General features: G+C 41.5%; 11 protein-coding genes and 1 pseudogene. 5 read left to right on the top strand and 7 right to left on the bottom strand.

What is annotated here, in order from left to right; all coding sequences use genetic code 11:
- The first annotated feature begins 73 nt into the window (after nt 1-73).
- Entirely contained in the window at nt 74-640 is a 567-nt protein-coding gene (locus tag AACW45_RS05640) for a Uma2 family endonuclease (protein ID WP_190631933.1), read from the top strand.
- A 320-nt stretch (nt 641-960) separates the two neighbouring features.
- Nucleotides 961-3864: an excinuclease ABC subunit UvrA gene (gene uvrA / locus AACW45_RS05635; RefSeq protein ID WP_190631931.1), complete on the top strand. Its 2904-nt coding sequence runs from the start codon at nt 961-963 to the stop codon at nt 3862-3864.
- A gap of 440 nt (nt 3865-4304) precedes the next feature.
- Here the strand turns inward: uvrA and AACW45_RS05630 are convergent, their stop codons facing one another.
- From AACW45_RS05630 to AACW45_RS05620, 3 genes are all read right to left on the bottom strand, one after another.
- Nucleotides 4305-4586 (bottom strand): hypothetical protein, encoded by a 282-nt coding sequence (locus AACW45_RS05630; RefSeq protein WP_190631928.1) that lies wholly within the window; start codon nt 4584-4586, stop codon nt 4305-4307.
- Nucleotides 4587-4761: 175 nt separating this feature from the next.
- Nucleotides 4762-5523, bottom strand: coding sequence for a circadian clock KaiB family protein (locus AACW45_RS05625; RefSeq protein WP_190631926.1), 762 nt, complete (start codon nt 5521-5523; stop codon nt 4762-4764).
- Between the two features lie 170 nt (nt 5524-5693).
- Nucleotides 5694-7016 carry a type IV pilus twitching motility protein PilT gene (locus tag AACW45_RS05620; RefSeq protein ID WP_190631924.1) on the bottom strand — a complete coding sequence of 441 codons (1323 nt, stop codon included), beginning with the start codon at nt 7014-7016 and terminating at the stop codon, nt 5694-5696.
- A gap of 694 nt (nt 7017-7710) precedes the next feature.
- On the opposite strand from AACW45_RS05620, the gene AACW45_RS05615 reads away from it, so the two are divergent.
- Nucleotides 7711-8085, top strand: a complete 375-nt coding sequence (locus AACW45_RS05615) for a hypothetical protein (protein WP_190631922.1) — start codon at nt 7711-7713, stop codon at nt 8083-8085.
- A 207-nt stretch (nt 8086-8292) separates the two neighbouring features.
- On the opposite strand, the pseudogene AACW45_RS05610 reads toward AACW45_RS05615, so the two are convergent.
- Nucleotides 8293-9634 (bottom strand): annotated as a pseudogene (locus AACW45_RS05610) (transposase).
- Between the two features lie 228 nt (nt 9635-9862).
- Here AACW45_RS05610 and wecB point away from each other — a divergent pair.
- Both wecB and sppA read left to right on the top strand, forming a co-directional pair.
- Entirely contained in the window at nt 9863-10978 is a 1116-nt protein-coding gene (wecB, locus tag AACW45_RS05605) for a non-hydrolyzing UDP-N-acetylglucosamine 2-epimerase (protein WP_096644958.1), read from the top strand.
- Between the two features lie 295 nt (nt 10979-11273).
- The gene (gene sppA, locus AACW45_RS05600) at nt 11274-13112 is read left to right on the top strand and encodes a signal peptide peptidase SppA (protein ID WP_190631917.1); all 1839 of its coding nucleotides are present in this window, start codon (nt 11274-11276) and stop codon (nt 13110-13112) included.
- 94 nt (nt 13113-13206) lie between these two features.
- Here sppA and AACW45_RS05595 read toward each other — a convergent pair whose 3' ends face one another.
- Genes AACW45_RS05595 through AACW45_RS05585 form a run of 3 tightly spaced genes read right to left on the bottom strand, consistent with a single transcriptional unit; the run spans nt 13207 to nt 16913 of the window.
- Complete coding sequence (locus AACW45_RS05595; RefSeq protein WP_190631916.1) at nt 13207-13368, bottom strand: hypothetical protein; 162 nt, start codon at nt 13366-13368, stop codon at nt 13207-13209.
- A gap of 57 nt (nt 13369-13425) precedes the next feature.
- Entirely contained in the window at nt 13426-16446 is a 3021-nt protein-coding gene (locus AACW45_RS05590; RefSeq protein WP_190631914.1) for a response regulator, read from the bottom strand.
- On the bottom strand, nt 16443-16913 hold the full coding sequence (locus AACW45_RS05585) for a response regulator (RefSeq protein WP_190631912.1): 471 nt from the start codon (nt 16911-16913) through the stop codon (nt 16443-16445). Before AACW45_RS05585 ends, AACW45_RS05590 begins: the two co-directional genes overlap by 4 nt.
- Nucleotides 16914-16936 lie beyond the last annotated feature (23 nt).

Here is a 16936-nt window from a genome sequence, read left to right as displayed (position 1 = left end):
CAATCCCCCATGCCCCATGCCCTATGCCCTATGCCCAAGCTAAAATAGGAAAATACCCCAAGAAAAATCTCTAATGAACCAGCAGATAAGTGAGAGAGTGCGCTGGACTAACGCTGATTTGAAGTTGTTTCCAGATAACGGAAATCGCTACGAAATTATTGATGGGGAATTATTGGTGACGAGAGCGCCTCACTGGAAACATCAAAAAACTTGTGTCAGAATTAGCGGGGTTTTGGATAACTGGTCACAAGTTAGTGGCTTGGGAGAAGTTGTGATAGCTCCAGGCATAATTTTTGACGACAATGATAGCGTAATTCCTGATGTTGTTTGGGCTAGCAACGATAAACTAGCTACTGTGTTAGACGAAGCGGGACACTTGACTGCTGCACCAGAATTGGTGGTAGAGGTGCTATCTGCGGGGATGGAGAATGAAAAACGCGATAGAGAACTTAAACTAAAGCTTTATTCATCGCGGGGTGTCAGGGAATATTGGATTGTGGATTGGCGCAAACAGCAGATAGAAGTCTATCGCAGAGAACAAGGAATTTTAAAGTTAGCCGCAACTTTGTTTCAGGATGATGAATTAACGTCACCGTTATTGCCTGATTTTAATTGCGCGATCGCTCTTTTGTTTAAATGACAAATTTATCAAGCGATCGCATCACATAAAGCTTAAGCCTCTGGTTCTATACCCAAGGCTCTTAACTGTTCGGCTAATCTGTCTGCGCGTTGGCGTTCTTGTTCAGCACTTTCGCGTTCCTGTTCAGCGCGTTGGCGTTCTTGTTCGAGGCTTTGAGAATTTTTGGTAAATATGCTTTCAAATTAGCAGATCCTGAGCTTATGCAGCATTGCTGAATCAGGATTTGCCAAGAAAAACAGTACGATTGTTCTATTATAGACGCAGTAAAGATAGTATTATTAAGGACTGTTTCACGCCTTCCTCACAATCAGCTTGCCGATATGTCAGATCAAAAGCTAGCCGAATCCTTAAATGGACATCTTCCGCACAAGAGCCACCTCAACCAGAATACTATCCGGATTCGGGGTGCTAGGCAGCATAATCTGAAAAATATTGATTTAGAATTACCACGCGATCGCTTAATCGTGTTTACTGGCGTTTCTGGTTCGGGTAAGTCTTCTTTAGCCTTTGATACCATTTTTGCTGAAGGACAACGCCGTTATGTAGAATCCCTCAGCGCCTATGCGAGACAATTCTTGGGACAATTGGATAAGCCTGATGTCGAAGCGATTGAAGGCTTAAGTCCGGCGATTTCCATCGATCAAAAGTCTACTTCCCATAACCCCCGTTCGACAGTCGGGACGGTAACAGAAATTTACGATTATTTGCGCTTGTTGTTTGGGCGCGCAGGTGAACCCCATTGTCCGATATGCGATCGCTGTATTTCGCCGCAAACCATTGATGAAATGGTAGATCGGATTATGGATTTAGGCGATCGCACTCGCTTTCAAATTCTCGCCCCTGTAGTCAGAGGTAAAAAAGGTACGCATCGTAAACTGTTATCTAGTTTGGCATCTCAGGGTTTTGTACGGGTGCGCGTTGATGGCGAAGTCAGAGAATTATCTGATTCCATTGAATTAGACAAAAATTTTATTCACACAATTGAAGTAGTTATTGACCGCTTAATTAAAAAAGATGGTATTCAAGAACGTTTAGTTGATTCACTTTCTACCTGTCTTAAACTATCAGGAGGAATCGCCAATATTGTCATCGGTCATGCTCAAGAACAAACCACCAATGACCCAGAAGAGGAATTAGTATTTTCTGAAAATTTTGCATGTCCTGAACATGGGGCGGTAATGGAAGAATTATCGCCGCGATTATTCTCCTTTAATTCACCTTATGGCGCTTGTCCTCACTGTCATGGATTAGGCAGTTTAAAACGATTTTCACCTGATTTAATCGTACCAGATATTGAAGCGCCAGTTTATGCCGCTATTGCCCCTTGGTCAGAAAAAGATAATTCTTATTATTTAGAATTACTTTATGCTTTAGGACAAGCTCACGGTTTTGAATTACAAGTACAGTGGGGTAAATTAACTCCCGAACAACAACAAATTATTTTGTATGGAGAAGAAGCAAATACCGCAGCCGAACGGAAACAGAATTTTAAAGGCGTAGTTCCTATTCTGCAAAGACAATATGAAGGTGGTTCCGAGTTAATTAAGCAAAAATTAGAAGATTATTTAATCGATCAGCCCTGCGAAGTTTGTCACGGAAAGCGATTAAAACCAGAAGCTTTAGCGGTACGTTTAGGACAATATCAAATATTAGATTTAACTGGCGTTTCCATTCGTGATTGTCGCCAGAGAATTGAACAATTAAAATTGAGCGATCGCCAATTTCAAATTGCTGATTTAGTCCTGCGAGAAATTAAAGCTAGATTGCAATTTTTACTCGATGTCGGCTTAGATTATCTCACCCTCGACCGTCCCGCCATGACCTTATCTGGTGGCGAAGCTCAACGTATTCGTCTCGCCACACAAATCGGTTCCGGCTTAACAGGAGTTCTTTACGTTTTAGACGAACCAAGCATAGGTTTACATCAAAGAGATAACAGCAGATTACTCAACACTTTAACCAAATTACGCGATTTAGGTAATACTTTAATCGTCGTAGAACACGATGAAGAAACCATTCGCGCAGCTAACTACATAGTTGATATTGGCCCTGGTGCAGGAATTCATGGCGGTCATATTGTCGCCCAAGGTGATTTACAAACTTTGCTAACAGCAGAAGCTTCATTAACAGGTGCTTATTTATCAGGAAGAAAGGTAATTCATACCCCAGCAGAACGCCGCGAAGGAAACGGACGCAGCTTAATAATTAAAAATGCCCATCGGAATAATTTAAAAAATATCGATGTTGAAATTCCTTTAGGTAAACTCGTCGCTGTTACTGGTGTTTCTGGTTCAGGAAAATCTACATTAATTAACGAATTACTTTACCCCGCATTACAACATCATTTAACAAAGAGAGTTCCCTTACCTAAAGAATTAGAAGAAATCAAAGGCTTAAATTCTATTGATAAAGCCATAGTCATAGATCAATCACCAATCGGAAGAACGCCTCGTTCTAATCCCGCAACTTATACGGGTGTTTTTGATGTGATTCGGGATGTATTTTCCCAAACAGTAGAAGCCAAAGCCAGAGGTTATAAACCCGGACAATTTTCTTTTAACGTTAAAGGCGGACGTTGCGAAGCATGTAGCGGACAAGGTGTAAACGTCATTGAAATGAACTTTTTACCCGACGTTTACGTACAATGTGAAATTTGTAAAGGCGCGAGATATAACCGCGAAACTTTGCAAGTGAAATACAAAGATAAAAACATTTCCGACGTTCTTAATATGACCGTTGAAGAAAGTTTAGATTTCTTCCAAAACATTCCCAAAGCTGTAAATCGCTTACAAACTTTACTTGATGTTGGCTTAGGTTATATTCAACTAGGTCAACCAGCAACCACCTTATCTGGTGGCGAAGCACAACGTGTAAAATTAGCCACAGAATTATCACGCCGCGCTACAGGTAAAACACTTTATTTAATCGATGAACCAACAACAGGATTATCTTTTTATGATGTCCACAAATTACTAGATGTAGTGCAACGTTTAGTAGATAAAGGTAATTCAATTTTAGTAATTGAACACAATTTAGATGTAATTCGTTGTGCCGATTGGGTGATAGATTTAGGCCCAGATGGCGGTGATAAAGGGGGAGAAGTAATTGCAGCCGGAACACCAGAAGAAGTTGCGAATAATCCTAAATCTTACACTGGGGAATATTTACGTCAGGTTTTAAAGCAGTATCCACCACAGCAATTACAACCTGTTTCCAAAAAATAAATTATCTAGTTATGGGCATAATATTACGTGCCCATAATATTGATAATTATTTCTAATAATAATTCTCTATAAACTTGCACTAAATGATTACCTCTCTTTTTCTTGGCGTACTTGGCGTACTTGGCGGTTCATTTATAAAAATTTAAGTGCATCGTCACAGAAAAATATTATGAAAAACTCCACCCACAAGGGGATGGAGTTTTTGGGCATGGGGAATGGGGCATCGGGCATGGGGAAGAAATTACCAATGCCCAATGCCCAATGCCCCAAGCGGCGGGGCGGCTATCCCTCTCCACCCACAAGGGGATGGAGTTTCCCGCCGCTTTCAATAAATTAGTGAGATTAATTTACAAAAATAACACAATATAAGTGTAGGGGCAAGGCAGTGCCTTGCCCTTAATAATTAATGCTGCTCCAATACTATTTAAATCAGTATTAATCTATTGTGAGTACTGAACTTTGAATACAATAAGACCAATCAATACAACCAGACCTAAACCTCTGCGAAAATAATTAACACCGTCAAATAATTCCAGCCACGCCCAAGTAAACAAAGAGCCAGTTGCAACTACATCTAACACTGTATGGAAGGTACCATTTGTAAATACGAGAGACAGTAAACTACTAACTATCCAAACAATCAGTGGTGGATTTGGTGCTTGAGCTATAACAATATTGCCTTCTCGATCGCGGAAAGTTTTATCAACTAATGTATTGTCCATAATTTCAAATTTAATCGCAAATCTTCTCATCAGATTAAACCATTTAATCAAATGCCATCTCACCTATCTAATTGCTGAGATAATAGATGCAAACCCTACTTATATATGCATATATTAAAAGGCATAGCAGACAAAATGAGCTATAGTTGCTCGCTGCATAAAAACATATTTAAATCTAAGTTTTCTCTTGAGCGCCTAACATTTGTAAAATTTTATCTCCCCGATCTAAATCGCCAACTAAGCGGCGAATAGGATGCGGCCAAACTTTCACCAGGGTAGGGGTAGCAGTTACCTGATCGATTTCTGCTTGTTCGGGATTAGTTAAAACATCAACAACTTTAAGCGTATAGGGTTGAGCGAGCGATCGCTCTAATAATTCGTGTAAATTATGTAAAATCTTTTCTGTGGTTGCACTATGTCCAGCGACAAATAAGCGCAGCACGTAAGCTTGAGTTTTTACTGGGAGATTTTGTACCTTCTTCGCTACCCGTTCACTCTGAAAAGTCGGTTCAGCAATATCTAATTGCACAATCAAATCATGATCTTCCCAAAGCTGGGGAAATGAAGCGCGGTAAGTTGACAATACCATGCGATCGCACAATCCATCAGGCCAGGGTGCTGCTTGCCACACTAAATCCCCTGTACCAAAAATCGCATTTAATACAGCCTGATGTTTTAACACTGCTGGATAAGCTTCCGCAAAAGTTCTGACTTGTTGTGTGCGCGGATCTAACCAATGATCGACAGTCGCAGTATAACAAGGCACTAAAAAATGAGGTGGTTCTACTAAGTCTAAAATTTCCTGTAAAGCAGCGCACAAATGCAAATGCCATCTACCTTGTTTACTAGGGTCGATGGTATAAATCAAATCTCCACCGGGTGTAAATAGAGCAATACCTTTAAATAGCTGATTTTGGGATAGTTTGCCTTGATTCAACGTCTTTCAGAAAAATAGAGAAATTAATTATGGGCATTGGGCATGGGGCATTGGGCATGGGGCATTGGGCATTGGGCATTGGGCATTGGGCAATAGTTTCTCCAACTTCCTCTGCCTCCTCTGCCTCCTCTGCCTCCTCTGCTTCCTCTGCCTCCTCTGCCTTGTTCTAATTAAACTCTGCCTCGGAGGAATTGCGCCATTTCGTTAGGAGTTGGTGACATTTCCAAAGCGGTTTCTTCAGTGATTCGCCCGTCTTGGTAGAGGTTGTATAACGACTGATTCATCGTAATCATGCCATCAAAGCTGGCTTGTTTCATCAGTTCGCTAATTTCATCGTACTTACCGTCTTTGATCCACTCCTTAATTGCCTCAGTGTTAATTAGGATATCGTGGAATGCCGCCCGCTTACCATCTGTGGTGCGGCACAAACCTTGGGCAATTACGGACACTAGAGACTCAGAAATTGCCACCCGCATGGCTTCCTGTTCGTCCCCAGAGTAAAGATTTAATATCCGCTCAATGGTCTTAACCGCGCTATTAGTGTGCAGGGTTCCCATAACTAAGTGACCTGTCTGAGCGGCTTTTAAGGCGGTATTCACTGTTTCCTTATCCCGCATTTCACCCACCAGAATCAAATCTGGATCTTCCCGCAAAGCTGCTTTTAAGGCGTTATCAAATTTGCGGGTGTGCATTCCCACTTCGCGCTGTTTAATTAAGGATCTTTGGCTGCGGTGAACAAATTCAATCGGATCTTCGATGGTAATGATGTGCTTCGGCATTTCTTTATTGATATAGTCAATCATTGCCGCCATCGTTGTAGATTTACCAGAACCAGTAGGCCCGGTTACCAAAATCAACCCTTTATGAACGTGACAGATATCTCGAAATATCGGAGGTAAGCGCAACTGATCGATGGTTAAGATTTTTAGCGGAATTAACCGCAATACCATTGCATAGCCTTTGAGGGAGTCAAAAATATTAATCCGCACGCGAGCAAATTCATACTGTGTTGCGCCGTCAAACTCTAAATGCTCTTGAAATCGCTGAATTTCTCCTTCTGTTAACACCTCCCGCATCCAACTGATAAAGGTTTCTTTATCAGTTTCGGGATAACTTGTCGGTTCAATTTCCCCTCGGTTGCGAAAGCGGGGTACTTCACCTACACCCAAGTGAATGTCAGAAAATCCTTTATCGTAAGCTTCCTTAATGATGAATTCTAAAGTCAGGCTGGGGGTGCTGTTTTGTTTGGGTGCAGCATTAGGGATTGGTGGTGGAGTTCCCGGACGATGAGTTGTTCCTGGGTTAGGAGTTGGTATCGGCGGTGGTGGTGCAGCACTCATTCCTGGAGCGTTTGACAGATCTAATGTTTGTGTAGCTTGACGTTGGGTGCTTAAGGTTGGCGGTGCTGGTGGGGGTGGCGGTGGCGGTGGTGGTGGTGGTGCTGGACGTGTAGCAGCTGAATGAGGACTTGGTGGACGCTGTAAGTCTGTCATATTTCTTTACAATGAAGAGAACAAAACATAAATTAGTCAGAAGTCACCGTAAATCGGCTGAAGGTGCTTCTGCGTTGAATCGTCTGTGTTTGTGAATCAATTCCTGTGGAGCGCTAGCGTCAGTATTTTTTATTACTTTCTTTTTGACATCGATTATTCCAATTAATTTTTATATATTATCTATACACCTGTTTAACATACTTAAACCCTGCATAAACATCAGGGATAATACATATAAATATATGTATTTAAATTAACTTTTGTTTTTGTTCGATATTTGCGGCTGTTTAAATGAGAAAGTTCATCTCAGATTTAGATAAAAGTGGATAGCAATTAACAGCACAAAACATTAGCAGATATTTTATGCACACACATCTGAGAATTATGAGAATAGTAGTCTGTTAATATAAGAAATGTTAAGCGCTATCGTCCTTAAAGAGCGATCGCACATCTTTCCAGCAGAGTTCGTTGAGCTTCTATACCTGAAGATAGATGTTGATACCAAGCATTTTCTCTATATGTAAACTGGGCTTTACATTCATAATTACAAAAAATTAACTGTAAAGTTTAGTAAAGAAATGCTCATTTAACGAATAGGTTTTTATATACTTAACTTCTAATTAATAGTTTCAGTTTCTTCGGAAACCGAAAAAATTGCAGTTCAGTTTTTGCTCTGTATTTGGGAGGAAAAGTCATGGTTTCGGCAGATAGCTCTAATCTCAATAAGACCTACTCCTTGTTAACGATCAAAAGTTTTTTGATCTGGACTTTCACATTGGCAGTATGTTTGTTAGTTGTCGGATTTCCATTAGTTGTTTTGATGGCTACGGTCGGGTGTCTGTTGTCGATTGTGTTGCAATCTGTGATGCCTGTTAGTGCAGTTTTGTTAGTAGCAGGCGGCTTGATTTTATTTAATATCATGGCAGTCGTATTTGCGGCTGGAATACTAACTGCGAAAGGAGTTCATCCAAAAGAAATTAAATGGTTAAGTTGGTTGCATGGAGAAGCAGAACAAATTCAAACCACCGTATATGCTTCTTGCCCATTAACTTGTGAAATCAAAATGTAATTAATAAATTCGACAAACAGTACATCTGCCCGGTTCAGCCGGGTTTTTTCATGTTTAATTGTCAAGAGTCAATAGTCAATAGTCAATAGTCAATAGTCAATAGTCAATGGTCATTTATCATTTGTCATAAAAAGGTGTCGGGCAAACCATTCTTTCTGGGGATGGAATGAGCTTAAAAGTCATTATTATTACAATACCTCTGCCAATTTACGAGGGTTCAACGCCTGTAGAAACGGTATGAATACGTCCTAAAGAAGTGAGCTTGGCAAAAATCTGGGTTAATAAAATAGGCTCAGGCATTTCCGGAAGCATTTTTAAAATTTCATGGACATATCGAAAACCACTCTGGGTGAGCCTTAAGGTCAATAATGCCGGAGTCGGGATTAAGGAGACGAAAATCAGCGAGAAGGTGATGGGATAAATTGACCATAAAGAATGCTAGATTAACAGCATTAGTGACAGCAGTTGGGCTTAAGTTCATGAAATCTTCCAGTCCCCAAAACTGCTTGGCATCTCGAAAATTGAATTCGATTTGAAAGCGCAGCTTGTAGTAGTCAATTATTTTCTCAGATGACAATTTCAGGTCGCTAGAAAATAGAATCACATGGCTGCAAGCATTAGTTTGAAGATTGGTTTTGACTAGAATAACTACATTCAGAGCTTGGGCAAATTCTTTGTGAAGTAAAGTCGCTTGATAAACGTCAGTTTGAATATCCTCATCAATGGTACTTTTACATAAATAGTTGTTGGGTATATTATGATAGTCAATTTTATCTCCGTATTTACGACGAGAGCGACTATTGGGGTCAGGGCTTTGATAAGGTATATATAATGCTGCATCGTAACGAAGTTTGGAAATTATGTGCAAATTAACTTGGCGAGCCATCTGCAAGGCATTATTGTTCCCAAAGTGACCATCTAATACTAAGTAAGTAAGCGGAATAAATTTAGCTAATAAATTAAATAGCGACTTAATCATCATCTGGATTCGCAGTAATTCAGATGTGAGAATTACCTGGGTTTTATTCTTGTTTTTACTCCCTTTTGGTCGTCCACGCCCACGTTTCTCTTGCTGTTTTATTTCTTGGGTTGGTGACTGGCTATTTTTTTCTATATCGCTCTTTATCACTTGTTCTATCTGAATTGGAAACGAGTGCCTTTTCTCCACACTTACTAACGATAATGTAAAAAAAGATAGCCCTGATATGGGTTTGCTAGCTAGACTAGAAAAAAATCTATCTAGCCCATAAGTTTGTTTACCTGATTTACTTATTACAACTTCATCTCCTGCCAACAAATATATCTCATTTGCACGAAATAAATGCTTGCGAAAGAATACCCAAAACAACGTTGCCCAAGGTATTACTGTATGAAAGAATCTCAACATCGTTCGATAACTGCCACCACTACCTGTCCAACGAGAAATTCCCAACATCGTGACTCGGCCGCTCATTGCTAACATGGCCTGGATTATCAGGTTCAATTGCCGCATTGTCGTAGCATTTATTTGTGGTAGCAGGCATTGTAGCAGTGATAGGATATCTGGCATGGGCGTAAGAGTGGTTTTTGAGTTGTCGTTGTGAGAGACAATAACTCTACTACAAAGCGCCCTCTCTCTTCACCCTCTGATTTTGGCTAAGGTATTGTTATTAGTCATTTATTATTTATTGGTCTTCCTGGCGTTATCCCCTTCATCTCTTCATTTCCCACATTCCCCTCATTTTCTTGTAGGTAGTTTACTATTGACTATTGACCATTGACCATTGACCATTGACTAATGACTAACCAAAAACGAGTTTATATAATCCTTGGTACTCGTCCGGAGGCGATTAAACTAGCTCCGGTAATTCAAGTCTTTCAAAGGTCTCCAGATTTTGAGTCACAAGTAATTTTGACTGGACAGCATCGGGAAATGGTTGAGCAAGTAATGCAACTATTTGACCTGAAAGCAGATAATGACTTGGAGATTATGCAGCCTCAGCAATCTTTGAGTGATATTACCTGTCGCAGTTTGCGGGGTTTAGAGGCGCTGTTTCATCAACGCAAGCCAGATTTAGTCATAGTTCAGGGAGATACGACTACAGCTTTTGCGGCGGCTTTGGCAGCATTTTATCAAAAAATTCCCGTGGGTCATGTGGAAGCTGGGTTACGAACTGATGATTTGTTTAATCCTTACCCAGAAGAAGCTAACCGCCGGCTGATTTCCCAAATTACGCAATTGCACTTTGCACCTACACCCTTGGCTGTGGAAAATTTAGAGCGTTCTGGGGTGTTGGGTGAAATTCACTTGACGGGGAATACTGTAATTGATGCGCTGTTAAATGTGGCTGCAAATCAACCAGCTTGTAATATACCTGGGTTGGATTGGTCATCTTACCGCACATTGCTGGCGACAGTTCATCGCCGGGAGAATTGGGGAGAACCACTACAAGGAATTGCGCAAGGGTTTTTACAGATATTAGATAAGTTTCCTGATACAGCGCTGCTATTACCATTACACCGTAATCCCACAGTAAGAGAACCATTACAAGCGCTGTTGGGAAATCATCCGCGAATTTTTCTGACAGAACCTTTAGATTATGCAGAATTAGTGGGTGCGATCGCGCGATCGCATTTCTTACTCACAGACTCCGGCGGTTTGCAAGAAGAAGCGCCTAGTCTTGGTAAGCCTGTACTAGTGCTGCGGGAAACCACAGAAAGACCGGAAGCTGTGACGGCGGGTACAGCTAAACTAGTAGGAACGCAAACACAGAACATTGTAGCGGCGGCATCTGAGTTACTGAGTAATTCTGTAGCTTATGACACAATGGCTAATGCGATTAATCCCTTTGGCGATGGTAAAGCGAGCGATCGCATTTTGCAAATCGTCAAAAATTATCTAGGAATTAGTTAGATCGCAATAGATACAGCAGATTGCCAGTTAGTGAGGTACAGATAATCATTGATTGTAGGGGCACTGGCACTGCCATGCCCCGAAGCGCGTACCTCATTTCAAGGCATCAAAGTATCAAAACACCTACAATAGTTATAAGTTGTTTAACAAAGAGAATATAACTTGCAGATTAGACATATATTTCTAGATAAATAATAGCTTTTGGCTGTTAGGGCGTCAGATATGAAAAGTTAGCTGTAAATACCAAAAAATCAAACTTTTGTTGACAACTATTGACTATTAATTATTAACTAAAATGCGTAATTTTCTGCAACAAACCTTTGCTAGCTTAGTTGGTAGCTTACTCGGATTGATTATTTTCAGTGGCATCAGCGCTACTGGACTATTATTATTATTGTTTGCGGCTGCTAGTTCCAGCGAATCCGGGCCAGAGGTAAAAGATAAGTCGGTAATAGTTTTTGACTTATCAATGAATATTACCGATGGCGAACCCAATCCCGATCCGATTTTTCAAAAGGCGCTATCTGGTGTGGAAGAAAATAGAATGGGACTGCGCCAAGTTTTGGAAACTTTAGAAAAAGCGCAACGCGATTCGCGAATTGTGGGTGTGTATTTGGATGCAAGCCGCACGGGTGCAAGTAATAGTGCAGGCTATGCATCTTTGAAAGAAATTCGCCAAGCACTAGAGAAATTCCGCGCCTCTGGGAAAAAAGTCATCGCCTATGGTAAAGATTGGGAAGAAAAAGAATATTACCTCAGTTCGGTAGCGGATACGGTGGTACTTAATCCTTTAGGATTGATGGAAGTTAACGGTTTAAGTTCGCAACCGATGTTTCTTGCAGGTGCGTTAGAGAAGTATGGCGTCGGCGTTCAGGTTGTGCGCGTAGGCAAATTTAAGGGTGCTGTTGAGCCTTTTATTTTAAAACAATTAAGTCCAGAAAACCGCCAACAAACACAAAAATTATTAGATGATGTTTGGTCAGAATGGCGCAATGCAGTGGGAGGAAGTCGCAAACTGACGCCGCAAAAGTTACAAGCGATCGCAGATAATCAAGCTATATTAGAAGCCTCTACAGCTAAATCTCAGGGTTTAGTAGACAAAGTCGCTTATGTTGATGAAGTAGTGAGCGACTTGAAAAAGTTAACCAACAGCGATAAAGATGATAAAACTTTCCGCCAAATTAGCTTAAGCGATTATGCCCAAGTTCCCGCCAAATCTGTGGGTTTAGAACGCAATTCCAAAAATGAAATTGCGGTAGTTTATGCAGAAGGCGAGATTGTTGATGGTAAAGGTGGTGATGGCGAAATTGGGGGCGATCGCTTTGCTAAAATTTTCAACAAATTACGTCAAGATGATGATGTTAAAGCTGTAATCTTGCGTATTAATAGCCCCGGTGGTAGCGCCACAGCTGCTGAAGTGATGCAACGGGAAGTTAAACTGACTCGTCAGGTAAAACCAGTAGTTGTCTCAATGGGAGACATGGCTGCATCTGGTGGTTATTGGATTGCTAGCGATTCCAACCGGATTTTTGCTGAACCAAACACGATTACAGGTTCAATAGGTGTATTTGGCTTACTGTTTAACGGGCAAAAGTTAGCCAATAATAACGGTATTAGCTGGGATTCTGTCAAAACTGCCACCTATGCTGACAGCCAAACGGTATCTCGCCCGAAATCACCCCAAGAATTAGCCATTTATCAACGCAGTGTCAACCGAATTTACAATATTTTCCTCAATAAAGTTTCCCAAGGTCGGAAACTACCAGAATCTAGGGTAGCAGAAATTGCCCAAGGCCGGGTTTGGTCGGGGACAGCAGCTAAAGCTATTGGTTTAGTTGATGAAATTGGCGGTTTGAATACAGCTATAGAATATGCTGCCAAACAAGCCAAATTAGGAAAAGACTGGCAAGTTAAAGAATATCCCCAAACTAGCAGCTTTGAAGAACGCTTTTTTGGCATATCTTCTACTGAAGAAGGGAAAACTATTTTTGGCATAAAATCCCAACAAATCAAGCCATCAAATCCCCTCACGGCTGAATTTCAAAAACTGCAACAAGAATTAGCAACTCTACAAAAAATGAACGATCCCCAAGGTGTTTATGCTAGGTTACCGTTTAACCTAAAAATTGATTAGTAATAGAGGGCATGGCATTGCCTATTAGTGGCAACTTAAGATAAAAATAGCCTCACTCTTAGCTTTGCCGCCCGCCTGAGAATGAATTCTCAGGCTAATAGCCCAAGTCTACTAAAGTAGACTCAAGATTTTGAGGATATTTAGTCATCTTGAGATGACTTTTACTATTAGCAAGGAACTTCAGTTCCTTGCGGTAAGCGGGTTTCGCCTTAAGTTGACACCTATGGGCAATGCCATGCCCTACCATCTGTCGCATTCTTGTATAATCCTATGCCCCATGCCCAATGCCCCATGCCCAATGCCCAATGCCCCATTACAACAGCTCATTCATCATTTCTAATAAATGCTTGAGTCTGACAGGCTTGGCTAAATATTTATTCGCACCCGCTTCTAGACAAAGTTGCTCATCACCAGGCATAGCTAAGGCTGTAAGGGCAATAATGGGAATAGCTTGGATTGGTGTATAAGCACGGATTTGCCGAATGGCTTCTAATCCGTCCATCTCTGGCATTTGAATATCCATCAAAATTAAATTAGGCTGATGTCGTTTAGCCATTTGCACAGCTTCTACACCATTGCGAGCCAGAATCACCCGAAAGTTGTGTGCTTCCAAATAGCTCATGGTGGTGGTGATATTAGCTTCATTGTCTTCTGCTAACAATATGCTGGGTTTTTGTGATGATTCCATAGCTGCAATGACGAGAGCAGTGTGCAAATTTGGCTCTTGTACATTCGCGAAAATTTGGCTGAGTGCTTGGTAAAACTTTTGGCGCGATAAAGGCTTTAAAATATGTTCCACAGCACCTAACTCTAAACTGCGCGATCGCTGATCGACTACAGAAATGACAATTACAGGTATATGCTGCGTTTCGGAATGTCCTTTTAATTTCGCTAAAACTTCCCAGCCAGAGCAATCAGGTAAATATATATCTAAAACAATCACATCTGGTTTGACGCGCAGAGCTAATTGCAATGCTCCTTCGCCCACTGGATGAATAACACTGGTTGCCCCCATTTCCGCTAAATAGTGCTTAATTTGACTGGCAGCAGCCGTAGAATCCTCTACTACTAAGGCTTGTTGCATGGATATATCTTGCAGCATTCCTAAATCGGAGAGTAACGGCAATTCATCCTGACTCAGCAAGGGATGCCAAGGTAAGATGACTATAAAGCAACTGCCTTTACCTAGTTGACTTTCTACGCGAATACTTCCCCCATGCAAATCGACAATCCGCCGCACTAGAGATAATCCCAAGCCTGTACCGGGATATCTTCGTGACAGGGAACTGTCTAACTGCACAAATGGCTGAAACAGCTTGCTCATATCTGCCGCCGCAATGCCAATACCAGTATCTCTAACGCGAAATTCTACCGCTTGTTCTAAGAAGTTCATGCGCACTTCTAAATTAACGCTACCACCATCGGGGGTGAACTTAACAGCATTAGCTAGCAAGTTAACTAATACTTGCAGTAGGCGACGCTCATCTGCTTCGACTTCGGAAACAGATTCTTCAATGTCACAAGTAAGTTGAATTTGCTTGTTTCGTGCTTGTTGCTTAACAAAGTTCAGACTAGATTCGCACAGGGGATGAACTGATACAGAAGTCAGTCTCAACTCCATTTTGCCTGACTCAATTTTCGAGAGGTCTAAAATATCGTTAATCAGCTCTAGTAAATGTTGACCGCTTTGTTCTACTGTATGTAAAAACTGGCGTTGTTGAGCAGTTAAGCTACCAAATACTTCTTCTAACAATAATTCCGCCATGCCCAAAATTGAGTTTAAAGGCGTGCGTAATTCATGACTCATGCTGGCAAGAAATTCATCTTTGAGGCGTGCGGCTCTGGCTAATTCAGCATTGGCTAAACTGATACGTTCGCTACTGCGGCGGAGTTGTTCTTCTGCCCGTTTGCGCTCGGTAATATCATGATTAATTTCTAAAATTTTTACCGAGTTTCCTTGCTCATCTTTCTGTAACACCCAGCGACTAGCAACGATGATGGGTGTATGATTGCGGTGTACTTGGATAAGTTCGCCTTCCCAGAAACCTTGAGCAGATAATTCGGCTTCTACCTCAGCTGGCGATCGCGGAAATTGCGTTTGCAGTAGTTCATGCGCTCTTTGTCCGCTAGCTTCCGATGCAGTCCAGCCATACATTCTTTCTGCACCTTTGTTCCAGAAGGTAATTCTGCCATCCAGATCGCGGGTCATTATGGTATCATGGGCAAGATATAATAACTGCGCCTGCTCTTCTAAAATTTTCTGGGTGCGTTGTCGCTCTGTTAGTTCCTGTTGCAATTGGGCGTTGACAGTGGCTAATTCTCCCGTTCGTTCCGCAACTCTTTGTTCTAAAGATTCATTTACTTCTTGTAATAAAGCTTCTGCCCGTCGGCGCTCGGCTAATTCATGCTGTGCTTGCTGATACAACTCCGCCTGTCGTAAGGCAATACCTAAATGAGTTGCCAATTCTTGCAGCAAACTTACTTCTAAAGACTGCCATTGGCGGGGTGCTTGACAATGATGGGCAATCAACATTCCCCACAGATGGCCATCTTGTAAAATCGGCACCACCAAATTTGCCCTTACCTGTAAATTTGCGAGTAAATTCACATGGCAAGGATCGATACTACCATCATAGATATCCGGCTTGATGGTGACAAGTCCTTGGCGGAAGGGATTAATATATTTCTCACTCAGACAAGGATCGAAGTGAGAAGTGGAGAATAAAGGTGTCCAGCCTGCTGCTACCGATTCTGTGGTGACAATTCCCGTTCCGTCTGACTGTATCCGGAAAATCAGCACGCGATCGCTTTTGAGAAATTCCCTGACTTCATTGACAGTGGTTTGTAAAATTTCCTCAATGTTTAATGATTGATGGATTCTTTGGGTAATTTGGGAAACTAGCCTGTCTTTTTCAATTCGCAGTTGCAGTTGAGATTGTAGCTGTACTCTAGCGATCGCCGAATTCACTGCGAAGATTAACCGATCTGGCGTAATCTGATCCTTAACTAGATAATCCTGCGCCCCAGCCTTCATACTTTGCACTGCGATCGCTTCACTACCTTGCCCAGTCACCACAATCACAGGTAAATAGTTCTCAGAAGATGGCGGATGCAATCTCGCAATAAATTCTAGTCCATCTAAATCTGGCAAGCGGTAATCTAGTAACACCACATCTGGCTGATATTGCTGCCATAACTCTAAACCTTCTTGACCTAGATTTGCTTCCAGAATGTTGTATCGGTAATCTTTATCTCGCAACAAACACCTTCGATACAGTTCTCGGTCTTCTGGCGAATCATCCACAATTAGTACAGTGCGCTGATGCTGACTCATGTTGAATTATCTGGGTAATCAGGCAAAGTCGTGACTTCAAACCAATAATCCAGCAGTGTTTGGATGTCTCGCTTCAATTGGGCAAAGTTAATCGGTTTAACAATGTAGCTATTGACTCCGTATTTGTAGCAATCCTGAATATCTTTAGGATTATTGGATGTAGTGAAAACAACGACAGGAATGGTCTTTAAACTATCATCTTGTTTTATCCGATGCAATACTTGTCTGCCATCAGTGCCTGGTAAATTGAGATCGAGAATAATCATTGCTGGACGAGGAGCAATTTCTAAATTATTGTATCTACCAGTGCGATAGAGAAAAGACAAAGCCTGTTCGCCATTAATACAGCGATGAATGGGAATCGACAATGGCGATCGCTGCAAAAATCTCTGGATAGTTTCAAAATCCTCATTGCTATCTTCCACAATCAGCAACGGCGGAGTATGTCTGAAAATCGTATCAGTCATAGGCAGGGGGTAGGGGGCAGGGG

Origin of the sequence: Calothrix sp. FACHB-168, from assembly GCF_963889195.1 — a bacterium.
GTDB classification, from domain to species: Bacteria; Cyanobacteriota; Cyanobacteriia; order Cyanobacteriales; family Nostocaceae; genus Aulosira; species Aulosira anomala_A.
The sequence above is the reverse complement of the archived record's forward strand: the minus strand, read 5'-3'. Positions and strand labels throughout refer to the sequence as shown.

Coding starts and splice junctions, on each gene's coding strand:
- AACW45_RS05585 (WP_190631912.1), bottom strand. CDS start 16,913: ATGACTGATACGATTTTCAGACATACTCCGCCGTTGCTGATTGTGGAA.
- uvrA (WP_190631931.1), top strand. CDS start 961: ATGTCAGATCAAAAGCTAGCCGAATCCTTAAATGGACATCTTCCGCAC.
- wecB (WP_096644958.1), top strand. CDS start 9,863: ATGACTAACCAAAAACGAGTTTATATAATCCTTGGTACTCGTCCGGAG.
- AACW45_RS05590 (WP_190631914.1), bottom strand. CDS start 16,446: ATGAGTCAGCATCAGCGCACTGTACTAATTGTGGATGATTCGCCAGAA.
- AACW45_RS05615 (WP_190631922.1), top strand. CDS start 7,711: ATGGTTTCGGCAGATAGCTCTAATCTCAATAAGACCTACTCCTTGTTA.
- AACW45_RS05640 (WP_190631933.1), top strand. CDS start 74: ATGAACCAGCAGATAAGTGAGAGAGTGCGCTGGACTAACGCTGATTTG.
- AACW45_RS05595 (WP_190631916.1), bottom strand. CDS start 13,368: ATGCGACAGATGGTAGGGCATGGCATTGCCCATAGGTGTCAACTTAAG.
- AACW45_RS05630 (WP_190631928.1), bottom strand. CDS start 4,586: ATGGACAATACATTAGTTGATAAAACTTTCCGCGATCGAGAAGGCAAT.
- AACW45_RS05620 (WP_190631924.1), bottom strand. CDS start 7,016: ATGACAGACTTACAGCGTCCACCAAGTCCTCATTCAGCTGCTACACGT.
- sppA (WP_190631917.1), top strand. CDS start 11,274: ATGCGTAATTTTCTGCAACAAACCTTTGCTAGCTTAGTTGGTAGCTTA.